The sequence below is a fragment of the Paraburkholderia sp. BL21I4N1 genome, assembly GCF_002973525.1.
Classification (GTDB): Bacteria; Pseudomonadota; Gammaproteobacteria; order Burkholderiales; family Burkholderiaceae; genus Paraburkholderia.
This window is the reverse complement of record NZ_PVEN01000003.1, coordinates 538,985-556,993: the sequence shown is the minus strand read 5'-3', so window position 1 is coordinate 556,993 and position 18,009 is coordinate 538,985. Positions and strand designations below refer to the sequence as shown.

Here is an 18,009-nt window from a genome sequence, read left to right as displayed (position 1 = left end):
AATGCCACGGATAGCGAGCCCAAGAGCGCCGCATCGATCGCTCGCCGACCATTGCGGCGGACAACGTTCCCAATACGCCCTTCGCGGTCAATCCCGACATCGCCAACCTCATCGCCCATGGATCAGTTGCTTGCAATGCGCGCGTTCCGCTGCATCGTCGAAGCGCAGGGTTTCTCAGCCGCCGCCGAGCGGCTCGACACCACCCATTCGCGTATATCGCGTCAACTGAAGCAGCTTGAAGTTGCGCTAGGCGTTCAGCTTCTCAACCGCAACACGCGACGCTTCACGTTAACCGCCGCCGGCGAGCGCTACTACAATGCGAGCGTCGACATTCTTGAGCGCGTGGAAGCGGCGGCGCAGGCCATGGCCAACGAACAGGACAACGCGGCAGGCTTGCTGCGTGTCAGTGCGCCGCTGGCGATCGGCACACTCGAACTGGCCGACTGGCTTCCCGCGTTCCAGAAACGTTACCCCGACATCCAGCTTGAGCTGTCGTGCAGCGATCAGTTCGTCGATCTGATTGCGGAGGGCTTTGACGTCGCGCTTCGCATCAGCGGCCCCTTGGCCGACACGACGCTGGTGGCGAAAACCTTGACGGTGTCTGACGTGGTGCTCGTCGCGTCGCCCGCTTATCTGGCGCAACACGGACTGCCGCAGTCCGCTGAGCAACTCGCCGAACACGAACTGCTGAGCTTCACCGGCGCGCTCGAAGCCAACGAATGGCTACTGATATCCGCGCAAGGCGCAGCGACGCGCGTCGCGTCGCGTAGCCGTCTGAAGACGGACGCCATCACCGCGCTCTATTCGGCGGCACTGGCCGGCGCGGGCATTGCCGCTTTCACACGGCAGACGGTTCAGACAGACCTGAAGAGCGGCCGTCTAATTCAGATCCTGCCCGGCTGCACGCTCGGCAGCCGGCATTACTACGCGCTGTATCCGCAAACGCGTTACGTGGCGCCGAAGGTACGAGCTTTCGTCGACCACATGGCCGCCCACTATCGCGGGTAGTGGGGCAAACCGGCTTTCCCGCGCAACGGCAGAGGCGCAGGCCGCCCCACTCCGTTACGACGGCCGCTTCGGAATATCCAGGCCGCGCACCACCGCCGGACGCGCGACAAACGCCGCCAGCACGCGCTTCACATTCGCAAAGTCGTCGATGCCGACGAGATCGCCCGCTTCGTAGAAACCGATCAGATTGCGCACCCACGGGAAGGTCACGATATCGGCGATCGAATATGCGTCGCCGAGAATCCAGTCGCGTCCTTCGAGTTGCTGATTCAACACGCCGAGCAGCCGTTTCGATTCAGCGACATAGCGGTCGCGCGGACGCTTGTCCTCATACTCCTTGCCGGCGAACTTATGGAAGAAACCAAGCTGCCCGAACATCGGCCCGATGCCGCCCATCTGGAACATCACCCACTGAATCGCCTCGTAGCGACCGCCAATGTCTTCCGGAATCAACTTGCCGGTCTTGTCCGCCAGATAGATCAGAATCGCGCCGGATTCGAACAACGCCAGCGGCCGACCGCCAGGACCGTTCGGATCGATGATGGCCGGAATCTTGTTGTTCGGATTGAGCGAGAGAAACTCGGGCGTCATCTGATCGTTCGTATCGAAGCGCACCAGATGCGGTTCGTACGGCAGGCCGATCTCCTCGAGCATGATCGACACTTTGACGCCGTTGGGCGTCGGCAGCGAATAGAGCTGAATCCGGTCCGGATGCTCGGCAGGCCATTTCTTCGTGATCGGAAAATCGGAAAGATCGGTCATGGGACGATGTAAGCCTTGTACGAAAGTTGAGCAACACGGGAGAGCAAATCGCAGGAGCGAGTCAGTCCGAGCCTTGACGAACGGCATCGAAATTTCAAAACGCGGGACCGCGAAATGGCGCGACCGCCAAATATAAACCGACTCGGCGCAACGCGTGCGGAAGCGCTCAACCCTCACCCGACCGCGTCGGAAAGCTCACCACAAGTCCTTGGTCGCCGTGCCCGCGCGCAAGTTATAACCTTCGCGCCACAATGCCGCGCCGACGGTCAGCAACAACGTCTTCTGCTCACCGTCAAGTAGCTCCCATGCCGCCGCCAGCCACGAGGCATAGCGCGCGCAGGTCTGCTCCAGATCGACCGGCGCTTTGCCTTCCAGGTACTGCCGTTCGAACATCGAAAGCAATTTTTCGGGTGTCATGTGTGCGCTCTCCGGGTTGGATCCTCCAAGTCTAATAGCGACACACCACGCACGACACGCTCCCAAAGCTCACTGCGGGTTACTCCCAGGCGGAATCCGCCAGGCGCCCGCTCAGCCACATTGCGCGCGCAACCCGAAAAACGGGAAAGGCGCCGAAGCGCCTTTCCGATCCATCGACAATCAGCACAGCAAACCGGATTACGGTGCGTTGCGCTTGGCATTGTCCTTGGCGTCTTCCTTGGCATCGCCATAGGCCTTCTGCACCTTGCCCGCGCCTTGTTGCAGGTCGCCCTTCAGTTCCTTGCCGGGGTTGTTCGTGGCCTTGCCGACGGCTTCGTTGACCTTCCCCTTGATCTGCTCGCCCACACCCTTCACCTGATCCTTGTTCATGATCGGCTCCTTTATCTCGAATGCCGGCGCGAGATTACGCCAGTATCCCCATCGAGCAACGGGTGTGCCCGCCGCCGCGACTGTGCTTTTTCGTCCGCGGCGGGTGGCTTAAAAAATAATCGCAAAAGGTCTAAAGATTTGGCCGGACCTGCCGTAAAGCCGCGAAGGAGGTGCCATGGACCGCACATTCATCACGCTAACGGGTTCATCCCAGGCCGCGCTGGTCGACCGGGATATCGCGCATATTTCGCGCGCAATGCGACTTTCTTTACACGGCGATCTCGGCGGTCCGATCCTGCCTCCGGCCTATTGGCGCCAGCGTTTATACGCGCTGCTCGACACCGGCTATCTCTCTCACGCGCAACTATGCTCGGTGGATAGCCTGCTGCTCCAGCTCGATCAGTTCGCGGCCGAACCGCAACAGGCTTGGGACACCCTCACGCCTGCCGTCGCCGCTTTGTTCCCGCCTCCCTATCCTGTCGATACCGGCCGCCTCGTCTGAGTTTGAGTTCGACGCCGAGCGCCGCTGAGTCTCAATCCGAGCCCCGCTGAATTTCAGCCTGGCCGCGCTTGGCGCACCGGCCGCGTCGTCGTGTGCCTCGACAAAAAAATGGCCGCGAACCGTGCCGCGGCCTCAACACGTCGCCACGCAGGGAATTCGCGTCGCTTCCGTAGCGTACATGTCCAACTGTGACAGCCGCGTTTAGCCGATACGCATCGTCGTCAATCGAAAATTTCCACCGCTCTGCGCCGAAAATAGGGCACCGCAACGACCTTAAGAGCTAATCGGCTTAGTCGCGCGTGGAAACGTAGCGAAATCCAACCGATGCGCCGGCAAGTCTCCTTAGCGCAACGCACCAGACCTTGCTTGGCGATTCCCCAGTGCAAGGCTTGCCGTCGCAATCGGTTGTCAGCCACAAACGGTGTCTTCGCTGACGCTCGCCAACCAAATACCTATGCGACTACTGGAATTCTAACGAACCGCGGTGGCAAGTTCGGGGTGCCCTTCAGGATTACCCTAGGCTTCTCCCCGGACTTTGCAGCGCCCGAGGCCTTCCCATTTTTGAGGACTTTCTTTAGATACGGCTCCATTGCCTCAGCAACAGCCTTGACGGCCGGCACGACCACCGAATTGCCAAACTGGCGATACAGTTGCGTATCCGAGACGGGCAATATGAAACCCTCTTCGAAACCCATAAGTCGCGCGCACTCACGAGGCGTGAGGCGACGAGGATTAAGCCCATTACCGCGATGCACGAGGATCTCCGAACCATCCTTGTGGTAGCGGGCAGATAAAGTCCGAGTCGTTTCATCGCGAGTCACGACTGAGCAACCAAATCCGTTACCTGCCTTGGTATGTTTGACCCGGTAGGCCTGCAGATAGCTCCAGAGCCCGTCAGTAAGTATGTATTTCGGATCGACAGCTTCTTCTGGCTCGAGGATCGAACCTAGCTTAAAGGAACCTGGTTCGGGCCACAAAGATTCATCAGGCCACTCGAAGCCCACATCCGACCGGAAGCCAACGATGTAGATCCTTTCGCGATGCTGCGGGGTCCAGCGCTTTCCATCAATGACCTTCCAACTGATGTGATAACCAAGCTCTTCCTCGAGGACATGCCGAATAACTCGAAATGTATGCCCTTTGTTATGGGAAACAAGGTTTTTCACGTTTTCCAGCATGAAGGCTGTAGGACGCCTTTCCTTAAGAATCTCAGCAATACGAAAAAATAAAGTACCTTGAGCGTCGCAGGCAAATCCGTGAGTCCGTCCCATTGCGTTCTTCTTCGAGACGCCCGCTAACGAGAACGGCTGACAGGGGAAACCTCCCACCAGAACGTCATGATCCGGAATCGCATCCAAGGGAACAGACCAAATATCTCCGGCGAGGTCTTCTTCGTTTTCACGGTGGTTCGCGGCGTAGGTAACGCGTGCGTACTTATCCCACTCGCTAGTGAAGACGCACCGCCCGCCGATGTGCTCAAAACCTTTTCGAATACCCCCAATTCCTGCAAAGAGGTCAACGAAGGTGAATTTTGGTGCTGCCATGGGTCTCTTTCACAGGTTATTAGTCACTGGCACAGGAAACGAAATTGCTCCCTAAGATTGGTGGCGGGCACTAGACAACGATGTAACTTTACCAGGTCCTTGAGTCATTCGCCAGGGATCCCGCACAGGATTTCACCCGCTCCGTACACTTGTGACTTTTGAGCCCCAACAACCACTCCGAACGCTTCGACTGACATCGACGCGTCAGGCCGGTGGGCTATTGAATGGAAATTACCCCACGGGATTAAGTCATTGAGGGGATCAACAACTTAATCCGGCTCTACTTAGAAAATAGCGTGCGATGGCGCACCTCGAAGTAACAGGACCGCTCCAACTGCCACATTCCGCGAGATATTCAGACGCTAAATCGCCCAGCTCATTCTTCCGGAGTACTCGTGACACTTTATGCCACATAGATATATAACAAATAAACACTAATAAACCTTGAAGTCGTTTTTGCCACCCCTATATAGTTTGCGCGGTAATCGGCTCACCATTTAGGGAGCGGCTGACCGTGCGGGTTAACGCGGACAACGGTTGACCTAATAGTTAACTCCACAGACCAGGAGAAAAACATGACAAATAAAGCTATGGGCCTGTCGCCGGCGTGTCTGAAGACTTTGGCGAAGGTGGAAGCGAATCCGAACAAGTCCAATCAACACGAACTACATGGCATCAGAGAGCTGAAAGCGATCCTTGGCATGAACGAAGCCCACCACCGAGGAATTTTTTCTATCCGGGGAGAGCCAACGACCGCGACCGTTGATCTGACTTGGTACGACGCTCGCCTTGAACACCCGACGCGAACAGAACACCGCTTGTATTTTGAAACGAACCCTGTGATGTCACGCGCTCAAGCTGGAGACAATCTTTTGATTGGCTTCGACGGCCAACGTCAACTGCACTGCGTCCTGATTCCAAAGAGTGCCCCGGACCACGCCGCCAATAACGGATCGTGGGAACCTGCCTAAGTTAGCGCCGGAGGGAGGCCATTCTGGCCTCCAATTTCATGAAGGATTTTTTACCCCCACAAATCCGCAAATCGTCTCTACCTATAACAAAGGTATTTCCCGACGGCCGGGCAGCCGCAATCCGCACTTTTTTCATACGTTCCAAGCCACAATATCGTCTACTTGCAACTCCGATGTCTTACCCTATCAGGGCGAGTCGCTGCGTCCACGCCGCCTGACGCCACGCGAATGCGCACGGCTGATGGGCTTTCCCGACACCTTCAGAATCCCCGTCAGCGACACTCAGGCTTACCGGCAGTTCGGCAACAGCGTCGTCATGCGCGAGGTGGCGCGCATCATGCTGCCGCATGTGCAAATCCTGCTCGCCGAGGAGACGCCCCTTGGTTCGAAGCAAGCCCTCCTGTATGCCTGACCGCGACATCGGCGCGCCGCGCGGTGACGACCGGCGCGCCTGCGTCTGACCATGGTCGATATCGTCGATAGCGCGACCCGCAGCCGGATGATGTCCGGTATTCGCGGCCGCAACACCAAGCCGGAAATCCTGATCCGCAGCCTGCTGCATCGACAAGGTTTCCGTTTCCGTCTGGACGCGCGCGATCTGCCGGGGCGGCCGGATATCGTGCTGCCGCGCTACCGCGCCGTGGTGCTGGTGCATGGCTGCTTCTGGCACGGCCACGACTGTCATCTCTTCAAATGGCCGCAAACCCGGCCCGAGTTCTGGCGCGACAAGATCGGCCGCAATCGCGGCAACGACGACAAGGTCCGTGCGGCGCTGCTCGCCGACGGCTGGCGCGTCGCGGTGGTGTGGGAATGCGCATTGCGTGGTGCCAATCGCGATATCGCGGGCGTGCTGGAGCGGCTGGCGACGTGGTTGCAAAGCGACGCGCCGAGCTTCGAGGAACGCGGCTGAAAGCCGCTTGTAGCCTGCCTGCTTCGGGCGAATCCCGAAGCCGCTGGTGATACACTCGATTGGCTAACCCGGGGCTTCGTCGCGCGTTGTCCTAGCGCTCGCCGCACGCTCCACACGGCAGCCAAACCGCCCGCCCCGAGCAGCGCAGAACCACTTACTAGGGAGACACATCATGGCTGATTTCCGTCTCTGGTCCGACGACTTCCCCACTAACGGCTTCATGCCGAAAGCCCACGAGTATCACGACAAGGCGTTCGGCGTGGACGGCGAAAACATCTCGCCGGTCTTGCACTGGGACGCACCGCCGGCAGACACCCAAAGCTTCGCGCTCACCGTTCACGATCCCGACGCGCCGACCGGCAGCGGTTTCTGGCATTGGGTCGTGGTCAACATTCCGGCCGACACCTGCACACTACCGCGCGACGCCGGCAAAGCCGACGGCTCGCTGCTGCCGCAAGGCGCGCTGCAACTACGCAACGACTACGGCACGGTGGGCTTCGGCGGCGCCGCGCCGCCACGGGGCGACAGGACGCATCGCTACATCTTCCGTCTGCACGCGCTGAAGGTGCCGCATCTGCCGATCAACGCGGAAACCACGAATGCCGTCGCACGCTTCATGACGCATCTGAACGAACTCGACTCGACCACGCACACGGGTCTGTACGAACTGAAGTAACGCGGCGAACGCGCGGCCGGCGTGCCCTTTCCAGCACCGGCCGCGTCGTGGATCGACACCGGCGTGTCCGGCACAGGCGGGCAACGCGCGCGGTCAATCGCGGGGTCGGCGATCCGTCTCACACCCATTTGAACTATCGATGCACGCACAACCATCGCGCAAAGACGGCGCTCCGCCGGACAAGGCAACAGACACCGCGCCGACCCCTTCCCCACCGTTATCGGACGGCACCGAACAAGGCCTGCCGATTCCGCAGCGCTACTGGGCGATGCTGGTCATCGCGCTCGCCCTGACGCTGGCGGTGCTCGACAGCGCGATCGCCAACGTCGCGCTGCCGACCATCGCGCGCACGTTGCACGCCAGCGCGGCCAGCTCGATCTGGGTCGTCAACGCGTATCAGTTGGCGATCACCATTTCGCTGTTGCCGCTCGCGTCGCTCGGCGATCGCATCGGCTACCGGCGCATCTATCTGGGCGGGCTGATCCTGTTCACGGTGGCATCGTTCGGTTGCGCGTTGTCGACCTCGCTGAATACCCTCGCACTCGCGCGCGTGGTGCAGGGTTTCGGCGCGGCCGGCGTGATGAGCGTGAATACCGCACTGGTGCGCATGATCTATCCGCCCGCGCAACTCGGCCGCGGCGTCGCTATCAACGCGATGGTGGTCGCGGTGTCGTCCGCCGTCGGGCCGACCATCGCATCCGGCGTGCTCGCCATCGCGTCGTGGCCGTGGCTGTTCGCGATCAACGTGCCGATCGGCATCGCGGCGATCATCGGCGGCTTCAAGGCGTTGCCCATGAACCCCGGCCACGAATCGCCCTACGACTACCTGAGCGCGGTAATGAACGCGTTCGTGTTCGGCCTGCTGATCTTCGCCGTCGATGGACTCGGCCACGGCGAACAACCCGGCTACGTGCTGCTCGAAGCGGTCGCCGCGGTGGTGATCGGTTATTTCTTCGTGCGCCGTCAGTTGACGCAGTCGGCGCCGTTGCTGCCGATCGATCTGCTGAAAATCCCCGTGTTCGCACTGTCGATCGGCACGTCGGTCTGTTCGTTCTGCGCGCAGATGCTGGCTTTCGTATCGCTGCCGTTTCTGTTGCAGGAAACCTTGGGTTTGTCGCAGGTGGAAACCGGCCTGCTAATGACGCCGTGGCCCGCTGTCATCATCATCGCCGCGCCGATTGCCGGCGTGCTGTCGGACAAGGTGTCGTCGGGCTGGCTGGGCGGCGTGGGCCTCGCGGCGATGACAGTCGGCCTGCTGTTGCTCGCCACGCTCGGCCCGCATCCGGACGCCATGCAGATCGCGTGGCGCATGGCCTTGTGCGGCGCGGGCTTCGGCATTTTTCAGTCGCCGAACAATCGCACCATGCTGTCGGCCGCGCCGCGCGAACGCAGCGGCGGCGCGAGCGGCATGCTGGGCACCGCGCGCCTGACCGGGCAGACGCTCGGCGCGGCGCTGGTCGCGTTGATCTTCGGCATTGCGCCGCAGAATGGGCCGACTGTCGCGCTATATGTGGCCGCGGGTTTTTCCGCGGTCGCCGCGGTCGTCAGTACGTTGCGCGTCAGACAGCGAATGAGCGCGCAACCGGCGTGAGAGGTTTTCATCGACGGGTTGAAATCCGCGTGCCGTCAATTAGCCAAACCCGATACCCATGCAGGAAGGGCGCGAATCGCATGATGCGATCCGCGCCCTTCCTGTTTTCGTCCTTCAATCTCGATCAGACGTGATCAGCCTGCGTGCCGTCAGCCACCGGTCACGACGACGACGATGCCGTCACGTCAGCGAGCTTTACCGCTTTGGCGGTCACCGAAGACGCCGTCGCGACATTGCGCAGATCGCCGAGGAACGTATCGCGCCACACGGAGAGGTTGTTCTCGCGCATCGGCGCCATCATGTCGGCGTGACGCGCCTGACGTTCGGCGAGCGGCATCGACAATGCGCGCTCCAGCGCCTCGGCCATTTGCGACAGATCGAACGGATTGACCACCAGCGCGCCCGGCAACTGTTCCGCCGCCCCGGCGAATTGCGACAGCACCAGCACACCCGGATCGGCGGGATCCTGCGACGCCACATATTCCTTGGCGACGAGGTTCATGCCGTCGCGCAACGGCGTCACATAGCCCACCTGCGATTGCCGGAACAGCGCCATCAGCAGATTGCGTTCGTACTTGCGGTTCAGATACTGGATCGGCGTCCAGTCGAGCTGCGCGAAGCGACCGTTGATGCGGCCGGCCTCGCCTTCCAGCGTTTGACGAATCCGCTGATAGGTCGCCACGTCCGCGCGGGTCGGCGGCGCGATCTGCACCAGCGACACCCGGCCGTGCCAGCCCGGTGCATTCAGCAGCAGCCGTTCGAATGCCTGGAAGCGTTCCACCAGGCCCTTCGAATAATCGAGCCGGTCGACGCTCATGATCAGCTTGCGACCACGCATGCCGTCGCGCAGGCTGCGGACCGGCTTGCGGTCGGTGAACTGTTCGGCGGCCTTGGCGATCGCATCCGGATAGATACCGATCGGATAGGCGCCCACTTTCAGGAAACGGTTGTACGCGTGCACCATGCCGTCTTCGCTCGACGTGCCATGCTGACCGCGCTCGATGAAATCGACGAACGACTGACGATCCGCTTCCGTCTGGAAGCCGACCACGTCGTAGCTGCACATGGCTTTAACCAGCTCGTCATGCGGCGGAATCGTGCGCAGCACCTCGGGCACCGGAAACGGGATATGCAGGAAGAAACCAATCGGATTCTTCACGCCCAGCTCGCGCAGGCAGCGCGCGAACGGCAGCAAGTGATAGTCATGCACCCAGATGATGTCGTCGGGCTTGAGCAACTCCTTGAGTTGCTTCGCGAGCGTCGCGTTCACACGCTGATAGCCCGCGTATTCCTGCCGGTCGTAGCGCGACAGATCATTGCGATAGTGGAACGTCGGCCACAGCGTCGCGTTGGAAAAGCCGCGGTAGTACTGGTCATAGTCGCGCTTGGTCAAACCCACGGTCGCGTAGGTCACATTGCCTTGCTTCTCGATCACCGGAGCGGACGGCTCTGCCACCGTCTCGCCGCTCCAGCCGAACCAGACTCCGCCGGTTTCCTTCAACGCGTCCAGCACGCCGATCGCCAGGCCACCCGCTGCGGGCCGGCCTTCCTGGGTCGGTGCGACACGATTCGATACCACGATCAGTCTGCTCATTGGTTAATGCTCCACCTGGTTCAGTTGCTTCGTTGTAGTCGGATATGTGCCAGAAAGGTGCATGCAAGTCGCGTGCCTTTTTACGAGATGCTAGAAATAAAAATGTATGCAAATGTGACGGGCGAGCAGAAACGCGCAACGCCAGCGCGTCGCGAAGGAATTTTTTTCTGCTTTGTATGACGAAACGAGAAGCGCCGCCGGCCGCCGAGGTAGCCCGAACCGGCTCTACGCGTCTTGCTCCGAGCCGAGATCGCGCTGGTAGTCCAGCCCTTCCTGGCGCACGCCGCCCTGGTTGTGCTCGCCGTCCGGCGGGGCGTCGGGCGCGACGCGGTTCTGCCCGGCAGGATCGTGCAGATCGGGCGAAACCGGCGCAGCGCCCGGATTATCGGGCGGACCGCTCTTGCTGCCGCCCGGCCGGGCGTCGCGCTTCGAATGGCGCGCTGAGCGTCGCAATGCTGGATGTCTCATATTAGATGCCTCCAGGGGAAGCCCGCCGCCGGATACGCGGCATCAATACAGTCTAGGGGGCACAACGGCAATTTGCCGGTAAAAGATTCGCCGGCTTTGTAACAAGTACATAAAATCGCTGCGCCGAATGGTGGCGCAGCGCACAGAGCGTGTCAGAGTTGCATGCGCGGCGAATCGGACGGCGGCCGCATGCTGGCTTGTGGCGTTTGCGTGGGCTGAGGCGGCGGATCGCCGATCGGCGGACCGACCGGTTCGATGGGTTCGATGGCAGGCGGCGTCGGACTTGGAACGGTGTCGGGCTCGCCAGGCGTGGGCGGAGGAACCGGGGGTGCCGACGGCGGTTCGATCGGCTCGGGACGATGCGCGACCTTCGGTAGGGGAAGCGCGGGAGCGGCGGTGTAGTCCGGCATAGGGGTTATCCTTGTTTGCGATCCGTTCCCATGGATCGCAGCAAGGCGTGTGCCGTTGTCGTGCCGCCGGACGTACGCTCCCGGGTGAGGCGAGCGGCGTCGGCTTATGCGTCCGCGCCGCCCAGCGCGCGCGATTCATCGGCGGAATCACCGTCTTCACGCGCATCGTTGCCGTACTCCACCAGACGGTTGTAGAGCGTCTTCAAACTGATACCGAGAATCTCGGCCGCGCGCGTCTTCACTCCGCCGCATTGCTCAAGCGTCGCCAGAATCAGTTGACGATCCGCTTCGGCGAGCGACGTGCCGAACGGAATCGTGATCGCCGTGCCGGCCGCGGGCTTCGACAGCGTGATCTGCAACGGCACCGTCGCGGTGCTGTCCGAGTCCGTGCCCGACATGATGTGCGCGCGCTGCACATAGTTCTTCAACTCACGCACATTGCCCGGCCACGGATACGACATCAGCATTTCCTTCACGGCGGCGGGAAAATGCTTCTTCGTCGCGTGACGCTCGTTGAGCTCGTCGAGAAACGCCTGCGCCAGCAGTTCGACGTCTTTGCCGCGATCGCGCAACGGCGGCAGGCTGATCGGGAACACGTTCAGCCGGTGATACAGGTCGAGCCGCAGCTTGCCTTCCAGCACCGCCTGCTCCGGATCGCGGTTGGTGGCCGCGATCAACCTCACGTCGGTTTCGATTTCCTTGGTGGTGCCGACCCGCATGAACATGCCGGTTTCCAGCACGCGCAGCAGCTTCACCTGCAACTCGATCGGCATTTCGGTGATTTCGTCGAGGAACAGCGTGCCGCCGTTCGCGCGTTCGAAATAGCCCTTGTGCTGACGGTCCGCGCCGGTAAACGAGCCGCGTTCGTGGCCGAACATTTCCGACTCGATCAGATTCGGCGAGATCGCGCCGCAATTCACCGCGAGGAACGCGTGCTTGCGACGCAAGCTCAGTTCGTGCAGCGTCTGCGCGGCGACTTCCTTGCCGGTGCCCGATTCGCCCACCAGCATGACCGACGCCGCCGTCGGCGCAACCCGGCCGATCTGGTCGTAGACCTCCTGCATGGCCGGCGAATTGCCGAGCATCAAACCGAACCGGCCCATGCGGCGAAGCTCGCCGCGCAAGGTGCCGATTTCCGCTTTCAGGTCGCCGGCACGCGGCAGACGCGAGAGGATCGCCTTCACGCGCTGCATGTTGATCGGCTTCACCAGATAGTCGGTGGCGCCCATTTTCAGTGCGTTCACCGCCGACTCGACCGTCGCGTGACCGGTAATCACGATCACTTCCACGCCGGAGCGCGGGTCCAGATCTTCGAACAGATCGACCCCGAGGCCGTCGGGCAGCTTCAAATCCGTAAAGACGACGTCCGGCATCTGCCGGACCAGTTGAATCCGCGCTTCGCGCAAATCGCCCGCCGTGGCGGTGGTCAGGCCGTCTTCCCCGATGATGGCGGAAAGCGCCTCGCGGGTACTCGCGTCGTCATCGACAATCAGTACATGTGGCATCGCGTCTCGAAAGCCTGCAAGCGTGAATGGAGAAACATGCTGGGACGCATGTCCAGAAGCGGCTCGGCGGCGCTGCGCCCGGCAGCGGCACAGGGGGCTGCGACGTAAGCACACGCTAACTTCGCACACGCTGCCGAACCCGCAACTTGGTTCAATATTGCAACAATTGACAGCGAAATCACGGACAACCCACCGTCATTGTTGTTGATTTACCTATTATAAAGCTTTATCGAGACAATTTAACAAGGCACACTTTGCCCCCCCAGTTGCACCGCTAGGCAAAACGGTGCGTTCCTAGCTGCGCGGAAACGGCCAGGCGGCGTCGTGGCCATTCGGATGCGCCGCGCCGTTCGTGCCGTGCGCGCCCGGCGTGTCCGGATTCGCCGCCGCTACCGTGGCAGCCGGCGCCACCGGCGGCGCCACCGCGCCGCCCTCGCCTTCCCAGCGACTCAATTCACGGGGCGCCGGCCCCTGCGCGCCGCGATTGCGCCGCTGCACGTAGCGAACCGCGAGAAAACCGCCGAGCGCCATCAGCGCGCCGAAGATACCGATCCTGGGTCGTCCCATCGTGAACTCCTTATGGTCGTAAAGCGAACAGAGAGCGAGCCGCGCCTTAGCGCGCCGTCAGCACACCCAGCACGAAGCCCACGCCCGCGGCAATGCCGAGCGAGCGCCACGGGTTATGCCGCACGTAGCGTTCGGTATTGACGGTCGCCGTACGATAGCGCCGCTGGGCGTTCTGCTGGGCATCGCCGAGCGCCGACTGCAGTGTCTCGACATGGGTGCCGAGTTTGTCGCGCAGCGCGTCGACGCCCTCGCCCGGCACATTGGCGGCCAGCCGCAGCATTTCTTCCGAGTCCTTCAGCAGCACCCGCAGATCGTCGACAATCTTCTGGCCGCCGAGTGCAAGCTGTTGCGTGGTGTCAGTCATCATTCACTCCTGGTTCGAGTTCAGCGTGCGCGTGGTGTTTCCCGCCTTGGACGGGCTGGCGAATCGTCAGCGCCGCGCTCGCCTTGCTTGAAGGGATGGCGCAAAAACACACGCGTGTCGGGTAGTAGGCGCAAACGCCGTGCCCGGTAACTTTGCCTTCGCAAGACGCGTGCGATCTCCCGCCAGGCACTTTCGACCGAGCGTGCGAAAAGTGTTTTCGGCGACCGTCACATCGTTTGCCGGAAGCGGCGTCGAAGTGGTTAAATCGACCTTTGTGAGATAGTGGCCGCCAAGGCCCGTCTCGTTTCAGGCCTGCGCGCCGCAACAACGCAACCCCTTAGCACAGGACTCCCCGTTTATGGCGTCAATCGATCTGGACTCGCCCGTCTCCGCCGGCGGCAATACTTCGGCACAGGCGAAGCAGCGCGTCGCGGACGGCATCGCGGGACTCAAATCGTACGGACTGTTGTACGGCTCGTCGCCGGTCATGCTCGATCTGTACGAGCAGATCGAACGCGTGGCCGGCACCGACGCTACCGCGCTCATCATCGGCGAATCCGGCACCGGCAAGGAGCTGATCGCCCGTACGATCCACGATCAAAGCAGCCGCAAGGACATGCCCTTCGTCGCCGTGAATTGCGGTGCGATTCCCGACGAGCTCATCGAAGCCGAACTGTTCGGCCATGAAAAAGGCAGCTTCACCGGTGCGGTGCAGGGCCGCGTCGGCTATTTCGAACACGCGAACGGCGGCACGCTGTTCCTCGACGAAATCACCGAAATGGCGCCGGTGCGCCAGGTCAAGCTGCTGCGTGCGCTCGAAACCGGCACGTTCTACCGCGTGGGCGGCAACGACCTGATCAGCGGCAACGTACGCGTGATCGCCGCGACCAATCGCGATCCGGCCGTGGCCGTGAAAGAAAACGGGCTGCGCGAAGATCTGATGTACCGTCTCGCGGTTTTCCCGCTGCGCGCGCCGCCGTTGCGCGAGCGCGAGAGCGATCGCGAACTGCTCGCCCAGCATTTTCTCGCCCTGCTGAACCAGCAGGAATCCGCCAGCAAAAGCTTCAGCAAACGGTCGCTCGAAACACTGCGCACCTGGTCGTGGCCGGGCAATGTGCGCGAGCTGAAAAACGCCGTGTATCGCGCGTTCATTCTCGCGGAGAAGACGGTCGAATTGCCGCATCCGCATCTCGCGTCGCGCGTGAAAAAGCCGGTAACGCAGGGCGATGCGATGAGCGTGTGGATCGGCACACCGCTCGCGGACGCGCAAAAGCAGATCATTCTCGGCACGCTCAAATATTGCGGCGGCGACAAACGACGCGCGGCGAAAGCGCTCGGCGTGAGCCTCAAAACGCTATACAACCGCTTGAGCGCCTATGGCGACGAAGGCGGTGCGGACGACGAAGCCGACCAGTAGAAAATTCCGCCACGCGGCTTCACGGCATGCTGACAAGCGCGTCGAGAATCCCTTCGCACCGCCAATCAAACGGGCGACTGTCAATCAGAAACCCATTTGAATCGCACCACTTTTTGCAATTTCTTGCACTTTTCCACTGCCAATTACAAATGGCATCCTGCAAAATGCGGCAGCACGTAGTGCCGCGCAGTGTCGCATTGAGGTGACGTGCCGTTCGCTCACCCGGCGCTCTTCGCGCGTGAAACGAAAGGCACTTGCAGGAGCTGAGACAGGGAAATGCAAAAAAGTATGGTGTGGGCCGAATGGGTAAAACAGGCGGCCGGGCGTGGACGTCCCAATCCAACCGTGGTCGTTGCGCTGGCCGTGGCGATCTCGTCGGCATTGAGCGGCTGTAGTTCGCTGTACTCGGAAGGCGCCGTGGCGGGCGCCGGTATTGGCGGCGCCGCAATCGCGGCCAAGGTCACCAGCAATGCGGCGGTCGCCACCGGCATCGGTCTCGGCGCGGTTGCCGCGGCCAAAGCCGGCGTGCAGTACTCGGAGCGTGTGGTCCACACGAATACGCAGGACGGCATCGCGAAGATCGCCGGACCGCTCGAAGTCGGCGCGGTCGCGCCGTGGAGCGTGACGCACTCGTTCCCGATCGAAGACGACGAACACGGGCGCGTGACCGTCAGCCGCGCGATCAGCTCAGGCGCGCTCGACTGCAAGGAAATCGTCTTCTCGGTCGACACCACCGCCACCAAGAATGTGCCCGCCAGCAGCGCGTTTTATGTCGCGTCGATCTGCCGCGACGGCGACAACTGGAAATGGGCGTCGGCCGAGCCGGCCACCGAACGCTGGGGTGCGCTGCAATGACGGCGGGTTCGTCCGCGGCTAAACTGGCCGACTCCGGGGGCGCATGTACGCCCCTGCGCGCCGCGCTCTCAGGCAACCAATCAGGCGGCCACTCGGGCAACCAATTCGGCAATCAATTACGGCTCGTGCTGGCCGGCGCGGTATGCGTCGGCGCGGCGCTATTGACGAGCGGCTGCTCGTCGGTCGGCGCGGCGAGCGGCGCGGCCGCCGGGGTCGCGTCGGGTCTGGTGACGTCGAACCCGGCGATCGGCATCGGCGTCGGCATCGCCGTGCAAGCCGCCACCGACGAAGCCGTCGGCCGCTATATGCGCAACATGCACGAAGACCAGCAGAACCTGATCGCCGCGCTCGCGGGCGCGATGCCGGTCGGCGAAACGCGGCCGTGGGCGATCAAGCACACGCTGCCCATCGAGAACGGCCACGGTCAGGTGCGCGTGACGCGCGCGTTCGGTTCGGCGCTCGCGCTGTGCAAGGAATTCGTGTTCTCGGTGCAGGACGGCGAAGGTGCGAAAGCGCATGAAGACTGGTACACGGCCAGCGCTTGCCAGCAGGATAAGGGCTGGAAGTGGGCGTCGGCGGAACCGGCGGTCGAACGCTGGGGAAATCTGCAATAAGCGTCAAGCACACGGCAATAAAAAAACGGCAGGGTCTCCCCTGCCGTTTTTGCTTGCTGCGTCTCAACAAACCCAGCCGCGCTTAAGACTCCACGTCTTCCAGGCTGAAGATTTCGGTCTGGTCGTTATACGAGAAGATCTCGCCATAACGGCCCCAGTTGATGACTGCGTCGAGCGTCTCTTCCGCCGCGCTGTCCGACAGAAAATCCTCCAACTCCTGCTCGAAGCGCACGCGCGGCGCGCGGTGCCCCGGCCGTTCGTTCAGCACCTTCTTGATCCGCGCCGCGAGCGGCACGTGCCGCAGCAGATGCTCGGCGAACATCATCTTCCGTTCCTGCGTACCGAACTCGGAGAACACCCGTGCCGGCGGCGTCAGGAAAATGTCGCCTTCGCGCACATCGGCGAAACCGAGGTGTTGCAGCACTTCGGCCACCGGGAACAGATCGTCGACCTCCAGATGCAGCGAGCGGGCGATTTCCGGCATGTCGGCGCGACCGTGGTACGGCGCGGCGGCCAGCGTTTCGATCAGACCCGCCATCAGGTTGGTCGAGACATGCGGCAGCCAGCTGTGCAGTTCGAGGCCCTTCTTGGTTTTTTCGTCGGTCTGACGCGCCGTCATCTTCGCGTAGATCTCGTCGACCAGACGACGGAACGCCGGGTCCAGGCGGTTGCGCGGATGCTTGAACGGCACCTTGATCTCGGCGATCACGCGGCCCGGATTCGACGACAACACCAGAATCCGGTCGCACATGAACACCGCTTCCTCGATGTTGTGCGTGACGATCAGCACCGCCTTGATCGGCATGCGGCCTTGCGTCCACAGATCGAGCAGGTCGGTACGCAGCGTTTCGGCGGTCAGCACGTCGAGCGCGGAGAACGGTTCGTCCATCAGCAGCAGCGTGGGGTCGACCACCAGCGCGCGTGCAAAGCCGACGCGCTGACGCATGCCGCCCGACAACTCGCGCGGATAAGCGTTTTCGAAGCCGTCCAGACCGATCAGATCGATCGCGGCCAGCGCGCGGGTGCGCCGCTCGCTCGCGCCGACGCCTTGCGCTTCGAGGCCCGCTTCCACGTTCTGCAGCACGGTCAGCCACGGGAACAGCGCGAAGGTCTGAAACACCATCGCAATGCCGCGCGCGGGACCGCTGAGCGGCTTGCCCAGATAGGTGACTTCGCCGTCGGTCGGTTCGATCAGACCGGCGATGATGCGCAACAGCGTCGATTTGCCCGAGCCCGAACGGCCCAGTAACCCGACGATCTCGCCTTCGCGCAACGACAGATTCGCGTCGTCGAGGACGAGCAGCTCGCCCTGCGACTTGTTGAATCCGCGGCACACGTCCTTGACACGCAGGATCTCTTCGCCGAGGCGCGGCGGCATCGGCGGAGTCTGGACCGGCGCGGCGGTCATAGCAGCTTTAGGATTTTGCATCGCGTTTAGCCTTTA

21 protein-coding genes are annotated in these 18,009 nt (G+C 62.0%); 10 read left to right on the top strand and 11 right to left on the bottom strand.

The features are described from left to right. Positions 1–117 precede the first annotated feature (117 nt). Entirely contained in the window at positions 118–1,008 is an 891-nt protein-coding gene (locus B0G83_RS11980) for a LysR family transcriptional regulator (RefSeq protein ID WP_105507616.1), read from the top strand. A 54-nt stretch (positions 1,009–1,062) separates the two neighbouring features. On the opposite strand, the gene B0G83_RS11975 is transcribed toward B0G83_RS11980, so the two are convergent. The 3 genes from B0G83_RS11975 to B0G83_RS11965 all read right to left on the bottom strand — a co-directional run bounded on the left by B0G83_RS11975 (position 1,063) and on the right by B0G83_RS11965 (position 2,577). Beyond that, the gene (locus B0G83_RS11975) at positions 1,063–1,770 is read right to left on the bottom strand and encodes a glutathione S-transferase family protein (RefSeq protein WP_105507615.1); all 708 of its coding nucleotides are present in this window, start codon (positions 1,768–1,770) and stop codon (positions 1,063–1,065) included. A gap of 195 nt (positions 1,771–1,965) precedes the next feature. Next, on the bottom strand, positions 1,966–2,187 hold the full coding sequence (locus B0G83_RS11970) for a hypothetical protein (protein ID WP_105507614.1): 222 nt from the start codon (positions 2,185–2,187) through the stop codon (positions 1,966–1,968). A gap of 198 nt (positions 2,188–2,385) precedes the next feature. Next, entirely contained in the window at positions 2,386–2,577 is a 192-nt protein-coding gene (locus tag B0G83_RS11965) for a CsbD family protein (protein WP_035552219.1), read from the bottom strand. A gap of 175 nt (positions 2,578–2,752) precedes the next feature. On the opposite strand from B0G83_RS11965, the gene B0G83_RS11960 reads away from it, so the two are divergent. Further along, positions 2,753–3,079 carry a hypothetical protein gene (locus tag B0G83_RS11960; protein WP_105507613.1) on the top strand — a complete coding sequence of 109 codons (327 nt, stop codon included), beginning with the start codon at positions 2,753–2,755 and terminating at the stop codon, positions 3,077–3,079. 452 nt (positions 3,080–3,531) lie between these two features. Here the strand turns inward: B0G83_RS11960 and dcm are convergent, their stop codons facing one another. Continuing rightward, complete coding sequence (gene dcm, locus B0G83_RS11955) at positions 3,532–4,623, bottom strand: DNA (cytosine-5-)-methyltransferase (RefSeq protein WP_105507612.1); 1,092 nt, start codon at positions 4,621–4,623, stop codon at positions 3,532–3,534. A 575-nt stretch (positions 4,624–5,198) separates the two neighbouring features. Here dcm and B0G83_RS11950 point away from each other — a divergent pair. The 5 genes from B0G83_RS11950 to B0G83_RS11930 all read left to right on the top strand — a co-directional run bounded on the left by B0G83_RS11950 (position 5,199) and on the right by B0G83_RS11930 (position 8,771). Continuing rightward, positions 5,199–5,594, top strand: coding sequence for a type II restriction endonuclease (locus B0G83_RS11950; protein WP_105507611.1), 396 nt, complete (start codon positions 5,199–5,201; stop codon positions 5,592–5,594). Further along, positions 5,548–6,006, top strand: coding sequence for a DNA cytosine methyltransferase (locus B0G83_RS39095; protein WP_258167868.1), 459 nt, complete (start codon positions 5,548–5,550; stop codon positions 6,004–6,006). Before B0G83_RS11950 ends, B0G83_RS39095 begins: the two co-directional genes overlap by 47 nt. A gap of 51 nt (positions 6,007–6,057) precedes the next feature. Then, a complete protein-coding gene (locus B0G83_RS11940) occupies positions 6,058–6,504 on the top strand; it encodes a very short patch repair endonuclease (RefSeq protein ID WP_105507610.1) in 447 nt (148 codons plus the stop codon). A 172-nt stretch (positions 6,505–6,676) separates the two neighbouring features. Next, positions 6,677–7,180 carry a YbhB/YbcL family Raf kinase inhibitor-like protein gene (locus B0G83_RS11935; RefSeq protein WP_105507609.1) on the top strand — a complete coding sequence of 168 codons (504 nt, stop codon included), beginning with the start codon at positions 6,677–6,679 and terminating at the stop codon, positions 7,178–7,180. 139 nt (positions 7,181–7,319) lie between these two features. Continuing rightward, a complete protein-coding gene (locus B0G83_RS11930; RefSeq protein ID WP_105507608.1) occupies positions 7,320–8,771 on the top strand; it encodes an MFS transporter in 1,452 nt (483 codons plus the stop codon). A gap of 160 nt (positions 8,772–8,931) precedes the next feature. On the opposite strand, the gene otsA is transcribed toward B0G83_RS11930, so the two are convergent. From otsA to B0G83_RS11900, 6 genes are all read right to left on the bottom strand, one after another. Further along, entirely contained in the window at positions 8,932–10,365 is a 1,434-nt protein-coding gene (gene otsA, locus B0G83_RS11925) for an alpha,alpha-trehalose-phosphate synthase (UDP-forming) (protein WP_105507607.1), read from the bottom strand. Between the two features lie 225 nt (positions 10,366–10,590). Beyond that, the gene (locus B0G83_RS11920) at positions 10,591–10,833 is read right to left on the bottom strand and encodes a hypothetical protein (RefSeq protein ID WP_105507606.1); all 243 of its coding nucleotides are present in this window, start codon (positions 10,831–10,833) and stop codon (positions 10,591–10,593) included. Between the two features lie 152 nt (positions 10,834–10,985). After that, the gene (locus tag B0G83_RS11915; protein WP_105507605.1) at positions 10,986–11,243 is read right to left on the bottom strand and encodes a hypothetical protein; all 258 of its coding nucleotides are present in this window, start codon (positions 11,241–11,243) and stop codon (positions 10,986–10,988) included. A gap of 104 nt (positions 11,244–11,347) precedes the next feature. Then, entirely contained in the window at positions 11,348–12,748 is a 1,401-nt protein-coding gene (locus B0G83_RS11910) for a sigma-54 dependent transcriptional regulator (protein ID WP_105507604.1), read from the bottom strand. 294 nt (positions 12,749–13,042) lie between these two features. After that, positions 13,043–13,315 carry a hypothetical protein gene (locus tag B0G83_RS11905; RefSeq protein ID WP_105507603.1) on the bottom strand — a complete coding sequence of 91 codons (273 nt, stop codon included), beginning with the start codon at positions 13,313–13,315 and terminating at the stop codon, positions 13,043–13,045. Positions 13,316–13,361: 46 nt separating this feature from the next. Further along, positions 13,362–13,679 (bottom strand): YqjD family protein, encoded by a 318-nt coding sequence (locus B0G83_RS11900; RefSeq protein ID WP_105507708.1) that lies wholly within the window; start codon positions 13,677–13,679, stop codon positions 13,362–13,364. Positions 13,680–14,037: 358 nt separating this feature from the next. Between B0G83_RS11900 and B0G83_RS11895 the strand changes: the two genes are divergently transcribed. From B0G83_RS11895 to B0G83_RS11885, 3 genes are all read left to right on the top strand, one after another. After that, positions 14,038–15,096, top strand: coding sequence for a sigma-54-dependent Fis family transcriptional regulator (locus B0G83_RS11895; protein ID WP_105507602.1), 1,059 nt, complete (start codon positions 14,038–14,040; stop codon positions 15,094–15,096). Between the two features lie 276 nt (positions 15,097–15,372). Then, complete coding sequence (locus B0G83_RS11890) at positions 15,373–15,951, top strand: hypothetical protein (protein ID WP_105507601.1); 579 nt, start codon at positions 15,373–15,375, stop codon at positions 15,949–15,951. After that, the gene (locus B0G83_RS11885; RefSeq protein WP_258167867.1) at positions 15,948–16,565 is read left to right on the top strand and encodes a hypothetical protein; all 618 of its coding nucleotides are present in this window, start codon (positions 15,948–15,950) and stop codon (positions 16,563–16,565) included. Before B0G83_RS11890 ends, B0G83_RS11885 begins: the two co-directional genes overlap by 4 nt. 82 nt (positions 16,566–16,647) lie before the next feature. Here B0G83_RS11885 and B0G83_RS11880 read toward each other — a convergent pair whose 3' ends face one another. Next, on the bottom strand, positions 16,648–17,994 hold the full coding sequence (locus B0G83_RS11880; RefSeq protein WP_105507600.1) for an AAA-associated domain-containing protein: 1,347 nt from the start codon (positions 17,992–17,994) through the stop codon (positions 16,648–16,650). Between the last annotated feature and the right edge of the window lie 15 nt (positions 17,995–18,009).